We start from the raw sequence: 24,770 nt of genomic DNA, 5'->3' as shown, positions 1-24,770 counted from the left end.
CGACCGTCCATCACCGAGGAGATCTTTGTGGCACCCCCGAATCTGACCCGTGAACAGGCCGCGACTCGCGCCGAGCTGCTCGACGTACAGAACTACCTGATCGAGCTCGACCTCACCGACGGCAACGGTCAGCCGGGAACAGCCACTTTCAGGTCCAAGACCACCGTGACGTTCCAGGCCGACGAAGGTGCCTCGACATTCGTCGACCTCATCGCCGACCGCATCGTCGCCGCGACTCTCAACGGAGCAGCTGTCGACGTCTCCGAGTACGACGAGGCCACCGGAATCACCCTTTCGGGCCTCGCCGCAGAGAACGAGCTGATCGTCGAAGCAGACTGCGCCTACTCGCACACAGGTGAGGGACTGCACCGATTCGTCGACCCCTCGGACGACTCCGTGTACCTGTACTCGCAGTTCGAGACGGCCGACGCCAAGCGCATGTTCACGTGCTTCGACCAGCCGGACCTCAAGGCCACCTTCGACATCCGGGTCACGGCGCCCACCGAGTGGACGGTCGTCTCCAACGGAGCAACCCGCACCTCCGAATCCGGCACCCACGTCTTCGAGACCACGCCGCTGTTGAGCACCTACCTGGTCGCCCTCGTCGCCGGCCCGTACGCCGAGTGGAACGACACGTACTCGGACGAGCACGGCGACATCCCGCTCGGAATCTTCTGCCGCGCTTCGCTCGCCGAGCACATGGACGCCGAACGGCTGTTCACCGAAACGAAGCAGGGCTTCGGCTTCTACCACGAGAAGTTCGGCGTCCCGTACGCGTTCGGGAAGTACGACCAGCTCTTCGTGCCCGAGTTCAATGCCGGCGCAATGGAGAATGCGGGCGCAGTCACCTTCCTCGAGGACTACGTGTTCCGGTCCAAGGTCACCAGGTACTCGTACGAGCGCCGGGCCGAGACCGTCCTTCACGAGATGGCACACATGTGGTTCGGCGACCTCGTGACGATGCGTTGGTGGGACGACCTGTGGCTCAACGAATCGTTCGCGACCTTCGCATCTGTGCTGTGCCAGACGGAGGCGACCGAATACACCAATGCCTGGACGTCCTTCGCCAACGTCGAGAAGTCCTGGGCATACCGACAGGACCAGTTGCCGTCCACGCACCCCATCGCGGCCGATATTCCCGACCTCGCAGCCGTCGAGGTCAACTTCGACGGAATCACCTACGCCAAGGGTGCGAGTGTCCTCAAGCAGCTCGTCGCCTACGTCGGCCTCGAGCCCTTCCTGGCCGGACTACGCGAGTACTTCCGCGAACACGCTTTCGACAACGCCACTTTCGACGACCTTCTCGGTGCACTCGAGAAGTCGTCCGGTCGCGACCTGTCCGATTGGGGCGCACAGTGGCTCAAGACGACAGGGCTGAACACCCTGCGACCGGACTTCGACGTGGATGCGGACGGACAGTTCACGGCATTCTCGGTCGTCCAGGAAGGTGCCGAACCGGGTGCGGGCGAACGCAGGGTGCACCGCATCGCGGTCGGTGTGTACGACGACGAAGGCGGCAAGCTCGTTCGAACGCACCGGGTCGAGCTCGACCTGGAAGCCGCGGAGCGCACCGAAGTTCCCGAACTCGTCGGCGTGCCGAGGGGCAAGCTGGTGCTGGTCAACGACGACGATCTCACCTACTGCTCGGTGCGGCTCGACTCCGATTCGTTGGCCACCGCCATCGACCGCGTGGGTGACATTGCCGAGCCGCTCCCCCGCACCCTGGTGTGGTCGGCGGCGTGGGAGATGACGCGCCAGGCAGAACTCAGGGCCCGCGACTTCGTTGCGCTCGTCCAGCGCGGAATCGGCGCCGAGTCCGAGGTCGGCGTCGTCCAGCGTGTGCTGATGCAGGCGCAAACCGCATTGGCTCACTACGCCGAACCCGGCTGGGCAATAGAACGCGGCTGGCCGGACTTCGCCAACCGTCTGCTCGAGCTGGCGCGGGAAGCCGAGGCGGGATCCGATCACCAGCTCGCGTTCGTCAATTCGCTCACCGGCGCACAGCTTTCGCCGTGGCACACCGAAGTTCTCCGGGAGCTTCTCGACGCCGATCCTGCCACCGTGGGACTGGACGGTCTCACCGTGGACACGGACCTTCGCTGGCGAATCGTCGGCGCTCTGGCCGCTGCGGGAGAGATCGACGCGGAGGGCGAAGCAACGCCGTTCATCGACGCGGAGGCCGACCGCGATCGCACCGCGGCAGGTGCGCGCCACGCGGCTGCGGCCGCTGCGTCACGCCCGCAGGCCGCGGTGAAGGAGGCTGCGTGGTCGAAGGTCGTGAACGACGATTCGGTACCCAACATCACCGCCAGGGCCATCGCCGGCGGATTCGTGGGGGTCGGGCAGGACGATCTTCTCGAGCCGTACGTCGCACGCTACTTCGCCGACGTACCCGGTGTGTGGGAGCGGCGGTCGAGTGAAGTCGCGCAGACAGTCGTGATCGGCCTCTACCCGTCGTGGTCGGTCGGTCGCGAGTCGATCGAGGCGGCGGACCGCTTCCTCGAGTCGGATCTGCCTCCGGCCCTGCGACGCCTCGTGAGCGAAGGACGCGCCGGGGTCGTTCGGGCACTGGCAGCCCGCGAATTCGACGCGAAATGACGTAGCCACGCCGATGTGGAACGCGGCCGGCGCCGAGCGCGCCGGCCCGTTCTCCTTGTCGGGGTTCTTTGCCGGGGCTGCCTAGTCGGGCAGCAGCGGCACCTCGATGCCACTGCTCCGTCCGAGGAGCGTCGCACGCGTGAGAGCCGAAGTACCGAATCGTTCACGTACCAGGTCACGCGCTCCGTCGAGGGGCGAGGCGGTATCGGCATCGAACGGTAGCTCCAATTGCATCGGTGCCACGGGCTGGAGATTCTGAACGGCAATTCCGACCAGGGTGATTCCGCGCTGCGTGATCGTCGACATCGCCTCGTCGAGAAGCGAGCGCGCCGCCGCGAGGATGGCGTCGGTTTGCGCTGTCGGCATTCGAAGAGTGTGTGATCGGGTGATGCGTGTGTAGTCCCCCAATCGCAGCCGCAACACGACCGTACGCCCCGCCCTGTCTGCACGTCGCAGTCGACCCGCAACACGGTCCACGAGAGACATCAGAACTGCCGCAATATCTTCCGCAGATCGCGTACTGCTACCCAGCGCGCACTGTGCACCCACCGACTTCCGTCGCCTCCCTGTGTCGACTCGTCGTGGGTCACGAGCCCACGCGAGCGCATGCAGGTGATGCGCATACGAAGTGCCGAGAAGATGCGTGAGCCGATCCTCCGACTCTTGCGCGAGCTGTCCGACCGTATGGATACCGGCTCCCCGCAGTTTGGTGGAGGTGACACGGCCGACACCCCACAGTCGCTCCACCGGCAGCGGATGTAGAAACTCGAGTTCACGGTCCGGTGGTACGTGCAGCAACCCGTCCGGCTTGCCGACGGCGCTGGCGACCTTCGCGAGGAACTTCGTGCGGGCCACGCCGACCGTGATGGGCAAACCGACTTCTCGGTACACGTCGCGGCGTAGTGCCGCAGCGATCTCCACCGGAGTACCGGCGATCCTGCCGAGCCCGGACACGTCGAGAAACGCCTCGTCGATCGACAACGCTTCGACGATCGGCGTCGTGCCACCGAATACGTCGAAAACAGCGCGGCTCGCCTCCGTGTACGCCCGCATTCGCGGGGGCACGACGATGGCATCCGGGCAGAGTCGCCTGGCTACCGAAACCCCCGACGCCGTACGAACCCCGAATGCCTTCGCCTCGTAACTGGCAGCGAGCACGACGCCGCCCCCGACGATGACGGGAACACCACGGAGCCGCGGATCGTCACGTTGCTCCACCGAGGCGTAGAACGCGTCGAGATCGGCATGCAGAATCGACGCCGCCGGTCTTGCAGCGAGTCGCGTGCGATCCGATTCCGACACGAACATATGTTCGCATCACCCACCGACAGCCCACGGTGACGCGCACCGGGCCATACGACAGAAGGTGCGTCTCCGACGAATCGGAGACGCACCTTCCTGTGCGGTCGGCGGGCGGTCAGGGAGCGGAGATCGCGGCGCTCATGACCTTGACGGCACTGACGAGACCGTCGATGAGCTGGCCTTCCGAGAACGACGACACGGCTGCCGAGGCGCCCAGCTGGTTCACCCGGTCGGTCACACGATCGGATACCGCCCGGCCGCTGCGGACCTCGATGATCCGCTGGTTGGGCGACACGGCCAGGAGCACCGACCGCTCGGGTTCCGGTGTGTTCGGGAACAACGCATCTGCTCCGGCCGCGGTGTTCTCACCCAGGTCACCGACATAGACGTTGAAGCGCACCTTGGTGCGGCGAGTCGCATCGGTGAGAGCGTCGTCGAGCGCAACCAGCTCTTCGGTCGTGAACGGCAGGTCGTCGACGAAGGGCTCACCGACTCGGTGAACTCCGGACACCCGACCACTGGTGGTCACGACGTGACCCACAGGCAGATCTTCTGCCGACATCGGCTTGGCTACGACGTCACCACTTGCCATGAGCGGACCCTCCAATCAGATTCTGGGAACCCGCAGTGATGGCGTGATGCCCGACGTGATGACCTGCAGGAACGGTCACCTCGTCGACGGCACTCCACAGCACGGGCTCGTGGGTCCACTTCTCGCCCAGATGGAAGGCAGGCGGAACGGGTCCCGGGTTCTTCTTGCCGACGAACGACATACCCGCGAAGAACGCGGTGATGCCCAGCGGCGCACCTACGTAGATCAGCACAGTCTCGAGAATGCTCACGGTCCAAAGGTAGCCCAGAACCCCTGACGAGGAAGCGTCAGGGCCGAATTCGGTCAGGCCGCGCCCTCGCCCAGATACTGCATCCACGACGGGTGCAGTTCCTTGGTGGTTGCGAGCAGCCGCCAATGTTGTCCGGAAGGGGGCGTGAGGGCGGTTCTCAGCGTCCACCCGAGTTCCGCGAGAAGTTTGTCTGCCTTGCGGTGGTTGCACGGCGCACAGCACGCGACGCAGTTCTCCCAGGAATGTCCGCCACCCCGACTACGTGGGACTACGTGATCGATCGTCTCCGCCTTGGCTCCGCAATATGCACACCGGGAGCGGTCACGGTGCATCAGCGCCGCGCGCGTCATCGGAATTCGCGCCCGGTAGGGAACGCGCACGTAGTTGCGAAGTCGGATCACGGACGGCACCTGCACGGACCACTCGGCCGAGTGCACGACCGGGGCATGGGGGTCTTCGTGAACCGTGTCGGCCTTTCCGCAGGTCATGAGCACCACAGCTCGGCGGGCGGGGAGTGCGGTGAGGGGCTCGTAGGTTGCATTCAGAAGCAACACGCGGCGTCCCAGCCACGAAGGCACAGTTTGTTCGGAAGGGCGCGCTGCCAGCGCGTCACCCTCGGATATCACCTGTAACGCATAAGCCCCCGACTGCCGGTCGCTCCGGCCGTCGGTGGGCACGAGTTGTCGGTGCTTGCGCGCGCTGTGTCCGTGTTTCATGCCACCTCCGGAAGACTGCCACCTAGTGGACCACGGATCGGAGGTCCGCGCACGCCCATTCTGGATGGAAACGCCAGGACATCCGGTGAACAACCGGTGACGCGTAGATCGGCCGTCCGCGCCCGCGGTCGAGGATCGCGCACGACTTCGGGCACAATGGGCTGTGCCATGACTGACGTGCAACAGACCTTCTACGACGCGGTGGGCGGAGCCGCCACGTTCCGTGCGCTCACCGCCCGCTTCTACGAAGAGGTGGCGAAGGACGAGATCGTTCGCCCCCTCTACCCCGAAGAGGATCTCGGACCCGCCGAGCGACGGATGCGAATGTTCCTCGAGCAGTACTGGGGCGGACCACACACGTACTCCGACGAACGCGGGCATCCGCGGCTCCGGATGCGACACCAGCCGTTCAAGATCGGCCCGATCGAACGCGACGCCTGGCTGCGGTGCATGCACACGGCCATCGCGTCGATCGACTCCGAGACGTTGGACGATGCGCACCGCAAGGCGCTCGTCGACTACATGGACATGGCGGCCGCGTCGATGGTCAATTCACCGTTCTGACGTTCGACTGCCGCATTCCGAGTCGTGATGCGCCCCGAGGTTTGGCACGATGTCGTCTGTGAGCACTCCTGCTGATCCACCCGCCGAGGCCACCGGGTCTCACACCTGGTGGAAAAACGCGGTCTTCTACCAGATCTATCCGCGCTCGTTCGCCGACGGCGACGCCGACGGGATCGGTGATCTGCGCGGTGTGCAGGACAAACTCGGCTACCTCGAACTCCTCGGAATCGACGCTCTGTGGCTGAGCCCGGTGATGAAGTCACCGATGGCCGACCACGGTTACGACGTGTCGGATCCACGGGACATCGATCCGATCTTCGGCAATCTCGAGACGATGGATTCCCTGATCGAGGCCGCACACGATCGTGGCATCAGGATCACCATGGACCTGGTGCCCAACCACACGAGTGTCGAGCACGAATGGTTTCGTGCCGCCATGGATTCCGCACCGGGAAGCCCCGAACGAGCCCGCTACATCTTCCGGGACGGCAAGGGTGACGGCTCGATTCCGCCGAACAACTGGCCGAGCATCTTCGGCGGGCCGGCGTGGACACGAGTGACCGAACGCGACGGCACGCCCGGCCAGTGGTATCTCCACATCTTCGCGCCGGAACAACCGGATCTGAACTGGGACAACCCGGAGATTTTCGCCGACCTGGAGAAAACGCTCCGATTCTGGCTCGAACGTGGCGTGGACGGCTTCCGAATCGACGTGGCACACGGCATGGCGAAGCCCGAGGGCCTTCCCGACCACGACTGGGGCGACAACAGACTGCTCGTGAACAACGACCTCGATCCTCGTTTCGACAATCCCGAGGTGCACGAGATCCACCGTGGGATTCGCAAGGTGATGAACGAGTACCCGGACGCCGTGACCGTCGGCGAGATCTGGGTCGAGGACAATGCACGATTCGGCGAGTACGTTCGCCCGGACGAACTGCATCTCGGTTTCAACTTCCGGCTCGCCGAGGCCGAGTTCTCCGCGGAGACGGTCCGGGCGGCCATCGAGAATTCCCTCGAGGCCGTCGCTGCCGTGGGCGGGACGCCGACCTGGACGTTGTCGAATCACGATGTCGAACGCGAAGTGACCAGATACGGCGGCGGTGCGACAGGAGAATCTCGCGCCCGCGCAATGATTCTCGTGGAACTCGCCCTTCCCGGTGCGTGTTTCGTCTACAACGGGTCCGAGATCGGTCTGCCGAACGCAGTCCTTCCGGACTCCGTTCTGCAGGACCCGGTTTGGGAGCGATCCGGCCACACCGAGCGTGGCCGCGACGGTTGTCGCGTCCCGATTCCGTGGGAAGGTTCCGAGCCGCCGTTCGGGTTCACCTCCGGCCGCGACACCTGGCTACCGATCCCCGCCGAGTGGGCTTCCCTGACCGTCGAGTCGCAACTCGAAAATATGGATTCGACACTGTCTCTGTACCGCACCGCACTCGAACTCCGCTCTCAGCGACCGGAATTCGCAGGCGACGAGGTCGACTGGTACGGCAGCCCCGCCGGGTGCTTCGCGTTTCGTCGGCCGGGTGGTCTCGTGTGTGTCCTCAATGCGTCCGAAGTCCCGATCGTCATGCCGCCAGGAGAGGTGTTGCTCTCGAGCGCACCACTCGTGGGTGGCAAGCTACCGCCGCACGCTGCGGCGTGGCTCATCTGATGGCGCCCGCAGCTAGACCACACTGAGGGGCAATCCCCCACCACGCCTGCGGTACAACGATCCGAAACGCGCGTCCAGGCGAAGCCAGGTGGCGGTGGCACGCACGCGGACGGTCTCGTTCGGGTCGACGGAGTCGGACGTGGCACCGAACCCGGGTACGAACCCCATGGCGCCGAGCGCGAAGACCACCCGCATCGGAATACCGACCTCGTACCCGTTTCCCGATACCGAGAGCACGTCCTGATCGAGAAGTGACGCGGGCGGGCCATGACTGCTGCCGTGTTCTTCGGCGAGGGTGGCGCCGCGCTGCGCCAAATCGAGGAGGACCCGGGCAGGTACGTCGTCCACGTGGTCGAAGCCGCCGATCGGAGGCAGCGCCCCGCGCCATGCCGAGTCCATCGAGAACCCCGGGTCCATGTCCGACCCGTCCGCGTTCCGCACGACGTGCAGAAGCTGGTCGGCCCCCGCTGCCGTGTCGTCCGGGCTGATGGAACCCGCGAGTGACCGGACGGCGAGAACGTCGAATCCCGTTGCAGCCCAGACGTCCAGGCGGCCGTCACCACGGCCGCGCATCCGCACCACAGCAGAGTCGTCGAGTTGCACGATGCGGGCGAGAAAGTTCGCGAGGTTACCGCGCTCCCCTGCGTCGGCTACCGACAGAATCCGCTCATACACGTTGCCAGCTCTCCAGGTACGTCCGCTCCGGCTCGGTGAGCCGACGGAGGCGCTGCGTCTCGATGTCGAAGGCGGCAATCTGCGTCGAGGCGACGATGGACGGCGGCGTGGAGACGTCGGCACCCTTGGGGCGGACCTCGTAGGAGATCGTGAAGTCCACGGCGCGAACCTTGGCGATCCACATGAGCACGTCCAACGGCGTGTCACTGTGGCGAAGCTGTCCGCGGTAACGGACATGGAGATCCGCGATGACCGCACCATCCCGAAGAGTCATGGTCGGGCGGTGGTCCTCGAACAACCACGGGATACGAGCTTCCTCGAGGAGAGTGACCATCCGAGCATGATTGATGTGTTGGAACGCGTCCATATCCGACCAGCGCACCTCGACCTCGGTGTGGAAACCCACATTCTCGCCCGCATTTTCGCTCAACGTCCTACCTCCGATCGGGTGCCCAGACCGCGCACCATGCTGCGTACCATGCTGCGTACCTGACGCGCTGCCACCGACAGCGTCGCGAGGTCCAGCGTTCCAGATTCGAAAATCTCGGTGAGAGCGGACCTCGCCCTGGCGAGTCTCGACGCGTTGGTCGATTCCCAGTCCTCGATCTTCTCCTGAGGCGTCTCGTGCGGTTCACCACCCTCCAGAACTTCCATGGTGAGCTGCCGGAGGGAACCGTAGAGGTCGTCCCGCAATGCCAGCCGCGCCAGCGAATGCCAACGGTCACCACGGGCCAGCCCGGACACGGCCGTGAGCAGCCAGTCCACTCCGATGTGCGCGTCCATCGCGAAGTAGAGTTCGGCGACTTCGTCGATGTCGCGCTCGGCGATGTCGGCAATGTCGCTGACGTCCAACAGGCAGAACTGGTCGAGCAGGCAGTACACCTCGGCCACCAGGTCTTCGGGTACCCCGAGCGCCCTGGCCTCACGGGACCGATCCCTCAGATCGTCACGTTGGTGCCCTTGCAGCAGGCCGCTCACCTTCGGCCCGAGGTGCCGCAGGTCCGACGAATAGCGTGCGATCTCGGCGCCCACCGCGATCGGCTGTGGACGATTCTGCAGCAGCCAGCGCGAGGCTCGATCCAGCACTCGACAGGTTTCCAGTATCAGCTGGTCCTCGTTCGTGGTGTCCAAGTCGGCATCGCGGATCCGCGCCCACAGCGCAGGTAGCCCGAATATCTCGGTGACGGCCGCGTAAGCCCGAATCGAGTCCGTGCTGCTCGCACCGGCGTCCTCCGCCAGCCGGTACGCAAACGTGATCCCACCGTTGTCGATCGTCTCGTTGGCCAACATGGTCGCGACGATCTGACGGCGCAGCGGGTGCGACTTGATGGCGGAACGGAAATCCTTGCGCAACCGGGACGGAAAGTAACGAGGCAGTCGCGGTGCGAACGTTTCACTGTCGGGGAGATCGGTGGCCAGCAAGTCGTCCCCGAGTGCGAGCTTCACATGGGCCGTCAGGGTCGCCAGTTCGGGAGACGTCAGCCCCTGGTCCATCTGACGTCGCCGCACGATCTCCTCGTCGGTCGGCAGCGCCTCGAGGTCCCGGTCCACCCCGCGCAGTGCAACGAGTTCGTCGATCTGGCGACGATGCACGCTCGCCATCTGGGGTGCGCTCAGCCGCGACACACCCAGCAGGTTGTTCTGAGCGATGTTGTCCGCCAACACCAGATCGGCGACTTCGTCCGTCATCGACGCCAAGAGCGGATTGCGATCCGCGCTTGCCAACCGGCCGCTCCCGACGAGTGAATCCAGCAGGATCTTGATGTTCACTTCGTGATCGGAGCAGTCCACCCCGGCCGAGTTGTCGATCGCGTCGGTGTTGATGCGACCCCCGCACTGGCTGTACTCGATTCGGCCGAGGGAGGTCACTCCCAGATTGCCGCCTTCACCGACGACCCGCGCCCGTACATCGGCGCCGTCGACGCGCACGGTGTCGTTTCCCTTGTCTCCCACCGCGGCATTGGTCTCGGTGCTCGCTTTGACGTAGGTGCCGATCCCGCCGTTCCACAGCAGGTCCACCGGTGCACGCAGGATCGCCTGCACGAGTTCGGGGGGAGACAGTTCGGTGACCGACTCACCGAGACCGAGGGCCTCGCGGGCAGCGGCGCTGAGCGGAACGGACTTTCGGGTGCGCTCCCACACTCCTCCGCCCGCACTGATCATCCCGGTGTCGTAGTCCACCCACGACGACCGCGGCAACCCGAAGAGGCGGGAACGTTCTGCGAACGACGACGCCGGATCGGGGTCCGGGTCGAGGAATATGTGCCGGTGGTCGAACGCAGCGACCAGACGGATATGCCTGCTCAGCAGCATGCCGTTGCCGAACACGTCGCCGCTCATGTCGCCGATTCCGACAACGGTGAACTCTTCTGTCTGGGTGTCGATCCCGAGTTCCCGGAAGTGGCGTTTCACGCTTTCCCACGCGCCCCTGGCTGTGATGCCCATTTCCTTGTGGTCGTACCCTGCGGAGCCGCCCGACGCGAACGCATCTCCCAACCAGAAGTTGTAGTCGGCAGCCACCGAGTTGGCGAGGTCGGAGAAACTCGCCGTGCCTTTGTCCGCGGCCACTACCAAGTAGCGATCGTCGTCGTCACGTCGCACCACCATCGTGGGTGGCAGGATCTCGCCGGTCGCATTGTCGACGTTGTCGGTGACATCCAGCAGGCCCGAAATGAAGGTTCGATAGCAGGCCTTTCCGGCATCGAGGGTCGCCTGCCGATCCACTACCGCATCTCCGGTCACGGCAGGTGGCGACTTCACCACGAACCCGCCCTTCGCACCGACCGGGACGATCACCGCATTCTTCACGGCCTGCGCCTTCACGAGCCCCAGAATCTCGGTACGGAAGTCCTCCCTCCGGTCCGACCAGCGCAGACCGCCGCGAGCCACCGCACCGAATCTCAGGTGCACACCCTCCACGTCGGGTGAGTACACGAAGATCTCGAACCGTGGTCTCGGCTTGGGGAGTTCGTGAATGCGACCCGGGTCGAGTTTGAGCGAAAGGCATTCGCGCGCTTCGCCCTCCGGTCCGGTCACAAAGTAGTTGGTGCGTAGAGTCGCCTCGATCAAGCCGAAGAGCCCGCGCAAAATTCGGTCCGCATCCAGGCTCACCACCTGGTCGATGGCGTCGTGCAGACTTCGGGTCAACTCGGTCACTCGCCCGGACGATTCGGACTGGAGATCGGGATCGAAGAGTGCTTCGAAGAGCGCGACCAGCGCACAGGTGGTCCGGGGATTGGCAAGCGCAACTCCCTCGATGTGGAACTGACTGTACGGAAATCCCGCCTGCCGCAGGTACTTCGCATATGCCCTGAGGATCATGCCCTGACGCCAGCTCAGTCCCGCTCTGAGGACCAATTCGTTGAATCGATCAGCCTCGGCTCTTCCCTGCCATACGGCTTCGAACGTCTCGGTGAATCTGGTCTGCAGGCGGGCGTGGTCGGCGGTGGCTTCTCGGTCCTCGCCGTGTTTCAGCTCCGCATCGAGATCGCCTTCGATCGCCGACAATCGAAGGTCCACCGGGACGGACAGTCCGAAATCGTATATCCAGCAGACGATGTCGTCAGGTCGGCGCACGGAGTACGGACGCTCGTCGAGGACCTCCACCCCGAGACTCTGCAGCACGGGCAGCACTTCGCTCAGCGAGATACTTTCGCCCCCGACGTACAACGTGAACCGCCACCGCCCCTCGGGCGAGCTCGGCTGGCGATACAGCTGGAGATCGATCGACCCTTCCGTCAACGTCTCGATACGGGCGATGTCGGATAGACCGCGCTTCGCGTCGAAGTCCTCCTTGTAACCGTCCGGGAGTGCGTCGGCATACCTCTGGAGCAGAGCAGGCTCCGCGTCGGGAATCGCCGACACGAGATCGCCCAGCCGGTCGTCCCACGTCCGTCCGGCTTCCGCGAGCAAGCCCTGCACTCGTAGCCTGTTCGAGTCGGACACATCGGCCCGAACGTGCATCGAGTCCGCCGGTTTCCGGATGGTCACGTGCAGCAGTGCGAGGTCGGACTCTGTCACACGAGCGGTGTATTCCAATGTGCCCCCACCGAACTCGCGAAGCAAGATCTTTTGCATCTCGAGACGCGAGCGGGTGTTGTAACGATCGCGGGGCAGGTAGACCAGGCAGGATACGAATCGCGCGAACTGATCTTCTCTCACGAAGAGCCGAACCTGGCGACGCAAGCCGATGCTGTGAACGGCCTTGGCGATGTCGAGCAAAGTGTCGGCGTCGTTCGAGAACAACTCCGTTCGAGGAAATGACTGGATCAGCTCCAGCATCGCTTGCCCCGAATAGGAGCCGATGTCGTATCCGGCGCGTTCGATAACGGTGCGAACGCGTCTTTCGATGACAGGGATGTCCAGCACGTTGTCGTGCAACGCCGTAACGGTGAAGACTCCGAGGAAACGGTGTTCACCGATGATGTCTCCGTCTTCGCCGAGGATGCTCACACCCACGAAATACGGGTACGCGAACCGATGGACCGTTGCTGGAAAAGAACCCTGGGTGAGCAGCAGGAGCGGTCGATCCGCGATATCCGCAGTCGGAGGCAGGCCCAACCGCTGACCGGTGTGCAGATCGGTGCGGAGCATTCCGAGATCGCTGCCGCGCACTACTTCCTGGGTGCGTTTCCCAGAGGGATCAGGCTCGCCGAGTTCGTATCGCCGATATCCGAGTACCGCATAGTGACCGTCCGCCAGCCATCGGAGCAACGCAGCGCAGTCCGTCAACTCCTCGCTGCGCGAGGACCGTCGTGCTGCGGCCTGCTCCAGTTCCCTGGCGACGTCGAACTCGAGTGTGCGCATGGCCTCGGTGTCGCTCACCACTTGGCGGACATCTCGCAGAACCTTCGCCACCCCGTCTGCCAACCCCTCGAGGGCCGAATCCTCCGTTCGACGATCGAGTTGGACGTGAATCCACGACTCCGACACGACACCCGATTCGTGACCACCCGTAACCACATCCGTCAGGGTTCCGTCGGCATCTCGTTCGACGGTGAGAATGGGGTGCACGAACTCGGTGATCGCAAGGCCACGTCGGGTCAGAAGTGCAGTCACCGATTCGACGAGCAACGGCATGTCGTCGACGACGATCTGCAGTGACGGCCCACAATCGACGCCGGCGCCGTGCACGGCGATCGCGGGAGTTCCCAGCACGCGATGAAGGGCCAATTGCAGGTGCGCTCCGAGGATCGCATCCGCCGACCCGTTGACGATGCTGGTGCCGTCGTCCTCGTCGACGTGCCGATAATAGGCGGCCGCCAGGGCCGGCACCCTCGAACGCAGTTCGGCAGGGAGATCGCTCACCCACTCACCGACGTCGGACGCCGTTCCTGTCATCGTGGCCCACTTCCCTCGAGATACAGATCACCGCGGACAACTCTCCTCGAGAGTAGCCGCGGTGATCCGAACTCAGGGTGAACTTCGACGGGCGGTTCAGGTAGTTGCTGCCGGAACCAGATTCCGTTGCAGCATCGAGCGCTCCGCATCCGAGAGCAGCCTAGACTTCTCGGTACGCGGATCGAAGGCGACGAGTACTGCGTCACCGGTGGCGACGGCCTCGCCACCACGGTCCTTGATGACGTGACGCATCGTGTACGACGAATTGCCCAAGTGCAGCACGGACATCTCGACGGTCAGCGGTCCTGACGAATCGGTGGCCGGACGCAGGAACTCGACGTCCATCTTACGCACCACCATCGCGTGCGGCCGCTCCCCCTCGATCTCCATCTCGTGGGCGAAGAACAGGATGCGTGCTTCCTGCATGTACTCGACGTAGCGGACGTTGTTGATGTGTCCGAGACGATCCGAATCTCCCCAGCGAACCTGAACTTCGCAGGAGAACACTTGATCAGGCACTGGCTCAGTCCCTGGTCAGCTTGCGGTGCGTGACGCGATGGGGGCGGGCTGCGTCGGGCCCGAGGCGCTCGATCTTGTTCGCCTCGTAACCTTCGAAGTTGCCTTCGTACCAGTACCAGGCCGCCTCGTTGTCACCGAATCCGCCTTCCCACGCGAGGATGTGGGTACAGGTGCGGTCCAGGAACCAGCGGTCGTGCGAGATCACGACGGCGCAACCAGGGAACTGCTCGAGGGCGTTCTCGAGAGAACCGAGGGTCTCGACGTCGAGGTCGTTGGTCGGCTCGTCGAGCAGGATCAGGTTGCCGCCCTGCTTGAGGGTCATCGCCAGGTTGAGGCGGTTGCGCTCACCACCGGAGAGGACACCGGACGGCTTCTGCTGGTCTGCCCCCTTGAATCCGAACGAGCTGATGTAGGCACGCGAGGGCATTTCGGTCTGACCGACGTGGATGTAGTCGAGTCCGTCGGAGACGACCTCCCACACCGACTTCTCGGGGTCGATTCCGGCACGGTTCTGGTCGACGTAGCTCAGCTTCACCGTCTGGCCGACCTTGACCTCACCGGCATCCGGCTCCTCGAGCCCGACGATCGTCTTGAACAGCGTGGTCTTACCGACACCGTTCGGGCCGATGACGCCGACGATGCCGTTGCGAGGAAGCGTGAAGGACAGGTCCTTGATGAGGAGTCGACCGTCGAAGCCCTTGTCGAGGTGCGACACCTCGACCACCACGTCACCGAGACGCGGCGGTGCCGGGATCTGGATCTCCTCGAAGTCGAGCTTGCGATTCTTCTCGGCCTCGGCAGCCATCTCGTCGTAGCGATCGAGACGGGCCTTGTTCTTGGCCTGACGTGCCTTGGCACCCGAACGGACCCAGGCGAGTTCTTCCTTGAGCCGCTTCTGCAGCTTCTGGTCCTTCTTGCCCTGCACCTCGAGACGGGCGGCCTTCTGCTCCAGGTAGGTGGAGTAGTTGCCCTCGTACGGGTAGAGACGTCCGCGGTCGACTTCGCAGATCCATTCCGCGACGTGGTCGAGGAAGTACCGGTCGTGGGTGACCGCGAGGATGGCGCCCGGGTAGGCGGCCAGGTGCTGCTCGAGCCACAGCACCGATTCGGCGTCGAGGTGGTTGGTGGGCTCGTCGAGCAGAAGCAGATCGGGCTTGCTCAAGAGCAGCTTGCACAGCGCGACTCGGCGCTTCTCACCACCGGACAGGTGGGTGACCATCTCCTCGGGCGGCGGGCAACGCAACGCATCCATCGCCTGCTCGAGCTGCGAATCGATCTCCCAGGCGTCCGCGTGGTCGAGCTTCTCCTGAAGCTCGCCCATCTCCTCCATGAGTTCGTCCGAGTAGTCGGTGGCCATCAGCTCGGCGATCTCGTTGTAGCGCTTGAGCTGAACCATCGTGTCGCCGAGGCCCTCTTCGACGTTCTCGCGAACCGTCTTGGTCTCGTCGAGGTGCGGCTCCTGCATGAGGATGCCGACGGACGCCCCGGGGGCGAGAAATGCCTCACCGTTTCCGGGCTGGTCCAACCCGGCCATGATCTTCAGGATGCTCGACTTACCCGCACCGTTCGGCCCGACCACACCGATCTTCGCGCCGGGGTAGAAGCTCATCGTTACGTCGTCGAGGATGACCTTGTCACCGTGCGCTTTGCGCACCTTCTTCATCGTGTAAATGAACTCAGCCACGCGTTCGAGTCTCCTACCTGGGGTTTACGGCGTGCGGCCGACAGGGGACGTCAGCATTCCCCCGCAGGCCACTCGGACGATTCTCGTTCGATGCTAGTCGGTACATCAAAACGGCCCCAACGAGAGCGAAACTCCCCGCCAGGGCCTCGACACCGACGGTGGTGACCACCGCGCATCGTCGGTGTCTCATCCTACTCGGTGCACGATCGGCGCCCGCACTACCGCATGGCTGCGGCCACGAACGGCGTGGAATCGGGCAGGGAGGCAGCCATCGTGCCGTTGTGATCCGTCGGATACGTCCGGTAGTCGACGGATGCGCCTCCTGCGAGCAGCTGCGGCACCAGCGCGAACGACAGCGGCGCAGGTACCACGGTGTCGGTGAGCCCCTGACCGATGAACATCGGGCGGTCGTAACCGGTTGTGGGAACCGCCAGGTAGTCGGTGATCGCCGAACGGAATTCCGGGGTGTTCAACGAACGTGACAGCAGTGCTCCTGTGGCGACCCCTTCGACTCGCGCCGCTTGGTCGTCGTAGCAGAGCGACTCCGCAGAATCGACGAGTTCGGCGCCGAGCGGTGTGAGGTAGCTGTTCACGTCGAGGTGGGGCTGCGCTGCGCGCATGCCCGCGAGGATGTAGGTACTGAACGTGGTCAGGCCGTCGAGTCCGAGTTCGGGAAACGCGGGATCGCCATACGGATACAGGTGCTCGAGATTGGACGGCGCCCCCGTCGCGACGCCGCCACGGAAGTCCAGCTCGGGCGCATACGACATCGCCTCGTGTGTCGCATTCACGGTGGCGTGTCCACCCTGCGACTGCCCGATCGCCATCCATTTGTTCGACAAGGCAGGGACTGCGGCACGACCGGCACGCACCATGTCGACGACGTTGTGGGCCGCGACCTTGCTGTCGAGATACGGGTGCACCCCGGGCGTTCCCAGGCCCACGTAATCGGTGGCGACCACCGCATAGCCCTGCGAGAGCCAGTGATCCAGATATGCCACGTCTCGTACCGAGCGGGGGTTCGTGGACGGTGCGCAGTCGTCACCGATCCCCACAGTGCCGTGCGCCCACGACAGAACGGGCCATCCACCTTCCGGCGCCTCGCCGGCCGGCACGAACACCGCACCGGTGCTCACCGCCGGGCGATCGTCGATACCCAACGTGTCGTAGGTGATCCGGTAGGCCCTGTCTGCAGCAGGAAGCGAGAACTCGGCCGGCAGTTCCTCGGTCCTAGGTACCGCACCGAGACCCCCGTCCTTCGGATCTGCCTGCGCGACAACGGGCGTCACCGCCAACGCAAGCGCAACGAGCATTGCCGTGGGTACGAGCCGCATCGAAACCTCCGAGACGAAACATGGACGTGTGTCCATCAACCTACGGAGAAGGCATCCTCGTTGCATGCGGATCGAGCTCACTCGCCACGTTCGCGGTCCCTCCGTGCGAGTTCGGCGAACATCGCGTTGTGTGCGGCGAGTTCGGCGTCGTCGTCCCGGTCCGCCGCACGGTCCACGCGCCTGGCCGTACGGTCGTCGCTGCGTGACCACTGAACGAGCAGCGCCAGCATCACCAGGACCAGCGGAATCTCGCCGGTTGCCCAGGCGATGCTTCCGCCCAACTGTTGGTCGCCGATCAAGTCTTGATTCCAGCCGAGACCGAGCGATCGGAAGTACCACTCCCCCATGACGGCGCCCATGCTCATCAGTGCGATTCCGAAGAATGCGTGGAACGGCAGCGACCCGAACACCATTGCCAGCTTTGTGACCGGCTGCAACGGCCGAGGCGACGGATCGACTCCGATGGCCACCCAGTAGAAGAGGTAGCCGGTGACCAGGAAGTGCAGATTCATCATCAGATGCGCGGCGTGAGTGTCCACGACGGCATCGAAGATTCCGCCCATGTAGAGCGCGTAGAAGCCTCCGACGAACAACACCGCCGCCACGATGGGATGGGTCAGGAACTTCGACAGTGGGCTGTGCAGTGCGATCAACAGCCACTCCCGGACTCCCGGCACACCGTCTTTGCCTGCGGGGTCGAGCGATCGGAGCGCGAGCGTGATCGGCGCACCGAGCACCAGCAGAACCGGCACCAGCATCGACATCGCCATGTGCGCGCCCATGTGCACGCTGAACACGGCCGGTGAGTATTTGCCGACACCCGAGGACGTCGTGATCAGGAGGACGGCACATCCGGCCATCCAGGCGATGGTGCGGCCAACGGGCCATGCGTCGCCGCGGTGACGCAGTTTCCTCAGTCCCAGCGAGTACAGACCGGCGAGCATGACCGCGGCGGTGCCGAAGATCAGATCGAAGCGCCAGTCGGTGACGAACGCACCGAACGACGGTGGGTCGGGAAGGTTGTATCCGAGCTCCACCTCCGGCACCGACGGAACCGAACTCGGTGGTGGCGGTGGAGTACGTCCCAGTCCGACGGCAAGCCCGATCGTCGCCGCGAAGACCATTCCCTCTGCGCCCGCGAACCGGACCAGTGCGCCCCGGCTCGTGGGATCGGCCGCCAGATCCGGCAGCGAACGGCGTCGCTGCAGCCAGCCCAGCAGCCCGAGCAGAACCAGGGCAACCGTCTTGGCAACCACCAGTCGCCCGTAGGTCGTGGTGAACAGGTCGCCGAGAGGCAGGCGGACGAGTGCGTTGACGATACCGCTGACGGCCATCACCGCGAAGCACACGGTTGCTACTGCCGAGAACCGCCTCGCGGCCACGTCGGTGAATGCGCCTCGACGACGCGCGTGTGCCAGCAGCGCGAACAGGCCGCCTGCCCACAGGGACGCGGCAACGAGATGCAGAATGAGGCTGTTGGTGGCCATGTCGTGGGCGCCACCCGAGGATGAGTGTCCTGTAAGGGCGAGCGGCATCAGACCGATGATGCCCACTCCAAGCAATATCGGCGTCCACCACCAGCGAAGCGCGAACCGGGCGAGAACCGCCAGCACAACCGCGATGATTGCGGTCCACCGCCACGCACCGGCCATCTCGACCTGACCGATCGAGTTGAAGATGTTCTCGGGCTTCACAGCTTCGGTGAACGGTTGCCCGGACGTGTCCGACAGAGTGAGGGGTACGAGGACGAGGGAGCACGCCGCCCACACGATCGCAGCGTACGACGCCGTGCGAACGGCCCGGTAACCGTCCACATCGAGCACTCCGGACTTCTGCGGTGGCACGAAGAACGCCGCCAGCAGCAACGATCCGATCGCGATGACCGCAGCGATCTCGGCCGCCGCGCGCACGGCAGGCAGTCCGTAGGTCGTCACCGGCCCGGGGTCCGGGATACCCAGCAACACCAGCGCCTGCGCTGCCGACAGACCCACGACGATCGCGGCGACGACAGCCGCCACCAGTCCCGCAACGACGAACAGCGCCGTCGACGCAGGCCGCGACGATGCCGTGGGCTGCGGATCCGTGGACGCGAGGGAGGATGTGGCCATGCTTCAAGAGTAGGACCTACGACACGCTGTAGAAGACACGGACCCTTCGGCTCGACACGTAGCCTGCTACAGGAGAGAGTAACTCCACATCCCGACCCGGAGACTCGATGTGACAGCAGTGCTGATCCTGCTCGTAGCCCTGTTCTTTCTCTGCATGGGCCTGTACGGCCTCACCATGCCCGACCGACTCACAGCACCGTTCTCGATCGCCGCCGACTCGGCGACATCCCGCACCGAGGTCCGTGCGGTGTACGGCGGTTTCGGCGTAGCTGTCGCAGTCGCATTGGTGCTCGCGGCATTCGACGTCGGCGACATCGGAACCGGCGTCTGTATCGCCGTCGCCGCCGCACTTGCCGGCATGGCATTCGGTCGCATCGTCTCGGCACTCGTCGGTGACCGAACCGGCTTCTACCCCGTGTGGTTCTATTTCGTGGTCGAACTCGTGCTCGCCGGGATGCTCGTCGTGGCCGTTGCCGTCGGCTGAGCCGTGCACGGTAATATTCGCACCGCGCCTCCGTAGCTCAGGGGATAGAGCAATGGCCTTCTAATCCATTGGTCGCAGGTTCGAATCCTGCCGGGGGCACCACACCACTGCGTCTGCTCGGTGCTTCCTCCAGCGATCCCGAGAGTTGGGATCGAACGATGACAGACGATCTGTGGTTCTGGATCACCACATTGATCTCCAGTTTCGGCAGCTGACTCCGTAACGAGCCCCACGAGAACCCACGGTACTGTCTGCTGGTGAACTCACGACCGGATCTCGTCGCGCGATTGCGCGGCGCAGCTGTGGGTTCACTGTCGGGAGGCGTGAGCATCGCGGCCCACGGAATCGGTGGGGCCGACGCACCGAGCGACCGCGCGATCGTTCTCCTGCTGCTTGCGTGTGCCGCACTCGGAGCTTCCGTGGGAGCCGTTCGTTTGCCCGTCGACCGCCTTCCCTTCATGTTCGGGACACTCGCGGCGGGGCAGGTGGTCGGTCACACGACCCTGACCCTGGTCTCCGACCACGCACACAGCGCAGTTCCCTCCGGCCCGATGTTGTCCGCGCACGCCGTCGCGCTCGTCGTGACGGCGCTCCTCGTTCTCGCAGTCGAAACTGCCGCCGCTCGTGTACTTGCGGCGCTCGTGCGGATAGTCCGCACCGCGATCGAGCCCTACCCCGCCGGCGCCGACCTGTGGTCGGCGACGCCGGTACATCGGTCGAACGTGTCACGGTCCCTGCTCGCGGCAGCATCGGCGGGCACCCGCGGACCACCCTCTCTCGCCTGAATCTCACTTCATCCGCGCCGTCCGATGTCACAGCACACCGGACCCGCGGCTTTCCCTTGCGCCCCGCACGTCCGCCGTGCCGTGGCGTTCATCCCCGAGGCTTGTCGCTGCTCCGTGCACACGTTCTCGGCTGGAATCGAATCGAGTTCACGTGTATGTCCGTACCCGAACTCGAGCGCGACAAGATCGAGTCGCGCTCGACACCACCCAAGTCCCGTTACAGCCTCCGCCCGCTCGTGATGCGGATGCACTTCTATGCTGGGATCCTGGTCGCTCCGTTCCTCGTCCTCGCCACCATCAGTGGTGGTCTCTACGCGGTAGCCCCGACCATCGAGCAGATCGTCTATCGCGATTACCTCCACGTCGACAGCACCGGTCCAGCCATGCCTGTCCCCGAGCAGATCGAAGCAGCGCAGAGGGTCCGCCCTGACCTGACGGTCGCCGCGGTCCGTCCGGCCGCCGAGGCCGGGGACACCACCAAGGTGTTGTTCACCGACCCCGCGCTGGGCGAGTCCGAACGACTTGCCGTGTTCGTCGATCCTGTGACGACCCAGTCACGTGGCGAACTCGTCATGTACGGCAGCGGTGGCGCGCTACCCATCCGCACCTGGATCTCGCAGCTGCACCGGCACCTGCATCTGGGTGAGCCGGGCCGGATCTACAGCGAACTCGCGGCATCCTGGCTGTGGGTCATCGCGCTCGGCGGCATCTACCTGTGGATCGAGCGGTACCGGGCCACTCGTCGCCGCAACCGCGAGAGCGCCAGGATGTGGACGCTCGACCGCAAAGCGACGGGCCGCCCTCGCACACTGAGCTGGCACGGCGTCGCCGGGATCTGGATTGCCGCAGGTTTGGTGTTCCTCTCCGCCACCGGACTGACGTGGTCGAAGTACGCGGGTGAGAACGTCACGAATCTTCGCTCCGCCCTGAGCTGGACCACCCCGGCCGTCGATACCGCACTGTCCCCCACAGGGGCCGCGTCCAGTGGCGGTCACGACTCCCACGCCGGTGCCGACGACCACCCTGTCGACCACGCGACACATCGGAGCGCGGTCGAGAACATCGACTCGGTTCTCGAGGTCGCCCGCACTCACGACGTGAGCGGCGAGGTGGAGGTGGCAATTCCCGCTGACACCGACACGGCATTCGAGGTCGAGCAGACCCGGCAACCATGGCAGTTCACCCCCGATTCGATCGCCATCGACGGCAGTGACGGCACGGTCACCGACATCTCGCGGTTCACGGATTTGCCGCTCGCGGCCAAGTTGGCATCGTGGGGCATCGCGCTGCACATGGGAATTCTCTTCGGCCTCGCGAGTCAGGCCGCGCTCGTCGTGCTGGCGGTGGCACTCCTGTCCGTCATCGTCCGCGGGTATGTGCTGCGGTGGCAGCGCCGCCCGAAGCGCCGACCACGCGCGATGGGTAAGCCGCCGGCTCGTGGAGCGTGGCGCCGAGTCGGTCCCGCCACGTTGATTTCGGCGGCGGCGATCACAGTCGGTGTCGGCTGGTTCGTGCCGCTGCTCGGTGTCAGCCTGCTCGCCTTCGTCCTGGTCGATATCGCGCTGGCGGCCGTCCCGCGATTACGGCAGGGAACGGCGACGAACGGTCGATAGAGTCGCATCCGAACGAGCCGTACCGACGAAGGGGCCGGATGAACGTCGATTACACGATTGTCATGGTGATCGCATCCATCACGGTCCTCGCTCTCGCCGTATGGCGCGTGCGGCGTGAACCACGCCGGGTATCGACGGGAATGCTCATCGTCGCCGGCGTGGTGCTGTTGTGGGTCTCGACGTCCAACCTCGTCTATCAATACGACGAACCGGCAGGGACGCTCATGACGAGCGGAGTTCTGTACATCCTGGTACCGATCGCGCTGCTGGCGGTGGCATCGGCCGCCGTGATCAACGGCGTGGTCGTCATGCGCCGGGAGGGCATTCGCCTCGCGAATGCCCTCCCCCTCGCTTTCGGGCTGGCTTCGTTCGTCCTGTACGCGTTGGCCGTCCTTCAGGTCGTCCGCAGCCCGGACGCCGACATCTCTGCCGTCATCGTGTCGATCCTGTCGATCTACATCTACGTGGGCTCCCTGCTGACCGGGTACACCGCGTACGCGCTCCTCAACTCGCGTCTTCCCCGCTTGGAGAACGTGCACACCATCGTCACCCTGGGTTGCTCACTGAGTGGTCACCTCCCGACGCCGCTGCTCCGCAGCCGCCTCGACCGCGCCCTCCGAGTCGGTAACCACGGTGACGATCCCTTGCACGTCCCCTCGGGAGGACAAGGCGGCGAGATCCTCTCCGAAGCGCAGGCGATGGCCACCTACCTCGTCGAACAGGGCGTCGCGGAAGACAGAGTGCTGCTCGAGGATCGGTCCACCACCACGCGTCAGAATCTGGAGTACACACATCGACTGCTCGAAAGAGACGGACTTCCGACCCGTGGAGTTGTCGTCGTCACGAGCAATTTCCACGTATTGCGCAGCGCATCTCTGGCACGCTCACTCGGATACGACTGGGTAGTCGTGGGCGCACCCACAGCGCGCTACTACGTGTCCACGGCGTTTCTGCGCGAGTTCGCCGCATATCTCACATATCACAAATGGATTCATCTCGCGGTCGTCGCGCTGCTGGTGATACCGACCCTCGCCGCCGGCCTGCTGTCCTGAATCCCTCGGCGTGAATCTTCTCTCGTCCAATTCGTGCACCCGAGGTACACCTCGACAGGGTTCTTGTGGTTATGTGAACGCGCTGTTACAAAATCCTCACAGGAACAGGTAGGTGTGCGGTGTCCGTTCGTGACCGCGTGGAAGAGATCTACAAGCAGGTCGTCGACCGCAACGCCGGTGAGCCCGAGTTTCATCAGGCTGTCGCCGAGGTCTTCGAGTCTCTTCGGGTTGTCGTCGACGTCCAGCCCGAATACGCCGACGCCGGCCTCATCGATCGCCTCTGCGAGCCCGAGCGTCAGATCATCTTCCGCGTGCCGTGGACGGACGACAACGGCCAGGTGCAGGTCAACCGCGGTTTCCGGGTGCAGTACAACAGCGTCCTCGGGCCCTACAAGGGCGGACTCCGCTTCCACCCGAGCGTCAACCTCGGCATCGTCAAATTCCTCGGTTTCGAGCAGATCTTCAAGAACGCGCTGACGGGACTCCCTATCGGCGGCGGGAAGGGTGGGTCGGACTTCGACCCCAAGGGCCGCTCCGAAGCCGAGGTCATGCGCTTCTGCCAGTCGTTCATGACCGAACTGAACCGGCACATAGGTGAGTACACCGACGTGCCCGCCGGCGACATCGGTGTCGGCGGCCGCGAGATCGGCTACCTGTTCGGCCAGTACAAGCGCCTCACCAATTCGTACGAATCGGGTGTGCTGACCGGCAAGGGCATCACGTGGGGCGGCTCCCAGGTTCGCCGTGAGGCAACCGGATACGGCGTGGCCTACTTCGTCGCCGAGATGCTGAAGGCGTCCCGCAACGGGCTCGACAACAAGAAGGTCGTCGTCTCCGGCTCCGGAAACGTCGCCATCTACGCAATCGAGAAGGTCCAGCAACTCGGCGGACTGCCCATTGCGTGCTCCGACTCGTCCGGATACATCGTCGACGAACAGGGCATCGACCTCGACCTGCTCAAGACCATCAAGGAAATCGAACGCGGGCGCATCTGCGATTACACGGACAAGGTGCCGCACGCCAAGTTCGTCGAGGGCGGATCGATCTGGGACGTTCCCTGCGATGTGGCGCTCCCCTGCGCCACCCAGAACGAACTCGACGAGGATGCCGCGCGGACGCTCGTGAAAAACGGGGTCGTGGCCGTTGCCGAGGGCGCCAACATGCCCACCACCCCGCAGGGTATCCAGGTGTTCCGCGATGCCGACGTCGCCTTCGCTCCCGGCAAAGCTGCGAACGCCGGCGGCGTCGCCACCTCCGCACTCGAGATGCAGCAGAATGCATCCCGAGATTCCTGGGGCTTCGAGTACACCGACGAACGTCTGGCCGCCATCATGCGTGGCATCCACCAGCGCACCATTGAGACTGCAGAGGAGTATGGACGCAAAGGCGATTACGTCCACGGCGCCAATATTGCGGGCTTCGTCAAGGTCGCGGACGCGATGCTCGCACTCGGGGTCATCTGAGCGGCGTCCGAACTTGCCCCGAACCCGGTCCTTCCGG

19 protein-coding genes and 1 tRNA gene are annotated in these 24,770 nt (G+C 64.6%); 9 read left to right on the top strand and 11 right to left on the bottom strand.

Annotated elements, in window-relative coordinates; genetic code table 11:
- The first annotated feature begins 27 nt into the window (after positions 1 to 27).
- Positions 28 to 2,598, top strand: a complete 2,571-nt coding sequence (pepN, locus tag ACFWO3_RS11895) for an aminopeptidase N (RefSeq protein WP_378577517.1) — start codon at positions 28 to 30, stop codon at positions 2,596 to 2,598.
- An 81-nt stretch (positions 2,599 to 2,679) separates the two neighbouring features.
- On the opposite strand, the gene dinB is transcribed toward pepN, so the two are convergent.
- The 4 genes from dinB to ACFWO3_RS11875 all read right to left on the bottom strand — a co-directional run bounded on the left by dinB (position 2,680) and on the right by ACFWO3_RS11875 (position 5,458).
- Positions 2,680 to 3,906, bottom strand: coding sequence for a DNA polymerase IV (dinB, locus tag ACFWO3_RS11890; RefSeq protein ID WP_378577515.1), 1,227 nt, complete (start codon positions 3,904 to 3,906; stop codon positions 2,680 to 2,682).
- A 109-nt stretch (positions 3,907 to 4,015) separates the two neighbouring features.
- On the bottom strand, positions 4,016 to 4,492 hold the full coding sequence (locus tag ACFWO3_RS11885) for a DUF5130 domain-containing protein (protein WP_378577513.1): 477 nt from the start codon (positions 4,490 to 4,492) through the stop codon (positions 4,016 to 4,018).
- The gene (locus ACFWO3_RS11880) at positions 4,479 to 4,742 is read right to left on the bottom strand and encodes a hypothetical protein (protein WP_378577511.1); all 264 of its coding nucleotides are present in this window, start codon (positions 4,740 to 4,742) and stop codon (positions 4,479 to 4,481) included. Before ACFWO3_RS11880 ends, ACFWO3_RS11885 begins: the two co-directional genes overlap by 14 nt.
- A gap of 53 nt (positions 4,743 to 4,795) precedes the next feature.
- Complete coding sequence (locus ACFWO3_RS11875; RefSeq protein WP_378577509.1) at positions 4,796 to 5,458, bottom strand: HNH endonuclease; 663 nt, start codon at positions 5,456 to 5,458, stop codon at positions 4,796 to 4,798.
- Between the two features lie 168 nt (positions 5,459 to 5,626).
- On the opposite strand from ACFWO3_RS11875, the gene ACFWO3_RS11870 reads away from it, so the two are divergent.
- On the top strand, positions 5,627 to 6,022 hold the full coding sequence (locus ACFWO3_RS11870) for a globin (RefSeq protein ID WP_378577507.1): 396 nt from the start codon (positions 5,627 to 5,629) through the stop codon (positions 6,020 to 6,022).
- 58 nt (positions 6,023 to 6,080) lie between these two features.
- Positions 6,081 to 7,676, top strand: a complete 1,596-nt coding sequence (locus ACFWO3_RS11865) for a glycoside hydrolase family 13 protein (RefSeq protein ID WP_378577505.1) — start codon at positions 6,081 to 6,083, stop codon at positions 7,674 to 7,676.
- Between the two features lie 12 nt (positions 7,677 to 7,688).
- On the opposite strand, the gene ACFWO3_RS11860 is transcribed toward ACFWO3_RS11865, so the two are convergent.
- The 7 genes from ACFWO3_RS11860 to ACFWO3_RS11830 form a co-directional block, all read right to left on the bottom strand.
- Positions 7,689 to 8,351 (bottom strand): hypothetical protein, encoded by a 663-nt coding sequence (locus ACFWO3_RS11860; RefSeq protein WP_378577503.1) that lies wholly within the window; start codon positions 8,349 to 8,351, stop codon positions 7,689 to 7,691.
- A complete protein-coding gene (locus ACFWO3_RS11855) occupies positions 8,344 to 8,781 on the bottom strand; it encodes an acyl-CoA thioesterase (RefSeq protein WP_378577501.1) in 438 nt (145 codons plus the stop codon). The genes ACFWO3_RS11860 and ACFWO3_RS11855 overlap by 8 nt, the downstream gene beginning before the upstream one ends.
- Positions 8,778 to 13,691 carry an NAD-glutamate dehydrogenase gene (locus ACFWO3_RS11850; RefSeq protein ID WP_378577499.1) on the bottom strand — a complete coding sequence of 1,638 codons (4,914 nt, stop codon included), beginning with the start codon at positions 13,689 to 13,691 and terminating at the stop codon, positions 8,778 to 8,780. The genes ACFWO3_RS11855 and ACFWO3_RS11850 overlap by 4 nt, the downstream gene beginning before the upstream one ends.
- Before the next feature lie 96 nt (positions 13,692 to 13,787).
- Positions 13,788 to 14,210, bottom strand: coding sequence for an acyl-CoA thioesterase (locus ACFWO3_RS11845; RefSeq protein ID WP_378577497.1), 423 nt, complete (start codon positions 14,208 to 14,210; stop codon positions 13,788 to 13,790).
- Positions 14,211 to 14,214: 4 nt separating this feature from the next.
- Positions 14,215 to 15,894, bottom strand: a complete 1,680-nt coding sequence (ettA, locus tag ACFWO3_RS11840) for an energy-dependent translational throttle protein EttA (RefSeq protein ID WP_378577495.1) — start codon at positions 15,892 to 15,894, stop codon at positions 14,215 to 14,217.
- A gap of 218 nt (positions 15,895 to 16,112) precedes the next feature.
- Complete coding sequence (locus tag ACFWO3_RS11835) at positions 16,113 to 17,228, bottom strand: lipase family protein (RefSeq protein WP_378577493.1); 1,116 nt, start codon at positions 17,226 to 17,228, stop codon at positions 16,113 to 16,115.
- Between the two features lie 77 nt (positions 17,229 to 17,305).
- Positions 17,306 to 19,336 (bottom strand): cytochrome c oxidase assembly protein, encoded by a 2,031-nt coding sequence (locus tag ACFWO3_RS11830; protein WP_378577491.1) that lies wholly within the window; start codon positions 19,334 to 19,336, stop codon positions 17,306 to 17,308.
- Between the two features lie 109 nt (positions 19,337 to 19,445).
- On the opposite strand from ACFWO3_RS11830, the gene ACFWO3_RS11825 reads away from it, so the two are divergent.
- The 6 genes from ACFWO3_RS11825 (at position 19,446) to gdhA (ending at position 24,733) form a co-directional block, all read left to right on the top strand.
- Positions 19,446 to 19,820, top strand: coding sequence for a DUF4345 family protein (locus ACFWO3_RS11825; RefSeq protein WP_378577489.1), 375 nt, complete (start codon positions 19,446 to 19,448; stop codon positions 19,818 to 19,820).
- A 26-nt stretch (positions 19,821 to 19,846) separates the two neighbouring features.
- Positions 19,847 to 19,922, top strand: a tRNA-Arg gene (locus ACFWO3_RS11820).
- Positions 19,923 to 20,077: 155 nt separating this feature from the next.
- Positions 20,078 to 20,605: a hypothetical protein gene (locus tag ACFWO3_RS11815; protein WP_378577487.1), complete on the top strand. Its 528-nt coding sequence runs from the start codon at positions 20,078 to 20,080 to the stop codon at positions 20,603 to 20,605.
- Positions 20,606 to 20,760: 155 nt separating this feature from the next.
- Positions 20,761 to 22,218 carry a PepSY-associated TM helix domain-containing protein gene (locus tag ACFWO3_RS11810; protein WP_378577485.1) on the top strand — a complete coding sequence of 486 codons (1,458 nt, stop codon included), beginning with the start codon at positions 20,761 to 20,763 and terminating at the stop codon, positions 22,216 to 22,218.
- Positions 22,219 to 22,256: 38 nt separating this feature from the next.
- The gene (locus ACFWO3_RS11805; protein WP_378577483.1) at positions 22,257 to 23,270 is read left to right on the top strand and encodes a YdcF family protein; all 1,014 of its coding nucleotides are present in this window, start codon (positions 22,257 to 22,259) and stop codon (positions 23,268 to 23,270) included.
- A gap of 119 nt (positions 23,271 to 23,389) precedes the next feature.
- Positions 23,390 to 24,733, top strand: a complete 1,344-nt coding sequence (gene gdhA, locus ACFWO3_RS11800; protein ID WP_378577481.1) for an NADP-specific glutamate dehydrogenase — start codon at positions 23,390 to 23,392, stop codon at positions 24,731 to 24,733.
- Positions 24,734 to 24,770 lie beyond the last annotated feature (37 nt).

The sequence above is a fragment of the Rhodococcus sp. NPDC058521 genome (genome assembly GCF_042719695.1).
Lineage (GTDB): Bacteria > Actinomycetota > Actinomycetes > Mycobacteriales > Mycobacteriaceae > Rhodococcus_F.
Note: the sequence above shows the minus strand (reverse complement) of the source record. Positions and strands in the feature narration are given on the sequence as shown.

Bases quoted from the DNA above. Each gene is read 5' to 3' on its own strand.
- dinB (WP_378577515.1), bottom strand. From the start codon at position 3,906: ATGTTCGTGTCGGAATCGGATCGCACGCGACTCGCTGCAAGACCGGCG.
- ACFWO3_RS11885 (WP_378577513.1), bottom strand. From the start codon at position 4,492: ATGGCAAGTGGTGACGTCGTAGCCAAGCCGATGTCGGCAGAAGATCTG.
- ACFWO3_RS11875 (WP_378577509.1), bottom strand. From the start codon at position 5,458: ATGAAACACGGACACAGCGCGCGCAAGCACCGACAACTCGTGCCCACC.
- ACFWO3_RS11870 (WP_378577507.1), top strand. From the start codon at position 5,627: ATGACTGACGTGCAACAGACCTTCTACGACGCGGTGGGCGGAGCCGCC.
- ACFWO3_RS11850 (WP_378577499.1), bottom strand. From the start codon at position 13,691: ATGACAGGAACGGCGTCCGACGTCGGTGAGTGGGTGAGCGATCTCCCT.
- ACFWO3_RS11835 (WP_378577493.1), bottom strand. From the start codon at position 17,228: ATGCGGCTCGTACCCACGGCAATGCTCGTTGCGCTTGCGTTGGCGGTG.
- ACFWO3_RS11830 (WP_378577491.1), bottom strand. From the start codon at position 19,336: ATGGCCACATCCTCCCTCGCGTCCACGGATCCGCAGCCCACGGCATCG.
- ACFWO3_RS11810 (WP_378577485.1), top strand. From the start codon at position 20,761: ATGTCCGTACCCGAACTCGAGCGCGACAAGATCGAGTCGCGCTCGACA.
- ACFWO3_RS11805 (WP_378577483.1), top strand. From the start codon at position 22,257: ATGAACGTCGATTACACGATTGTCATGGTGATCGCATCCATCACGGTC.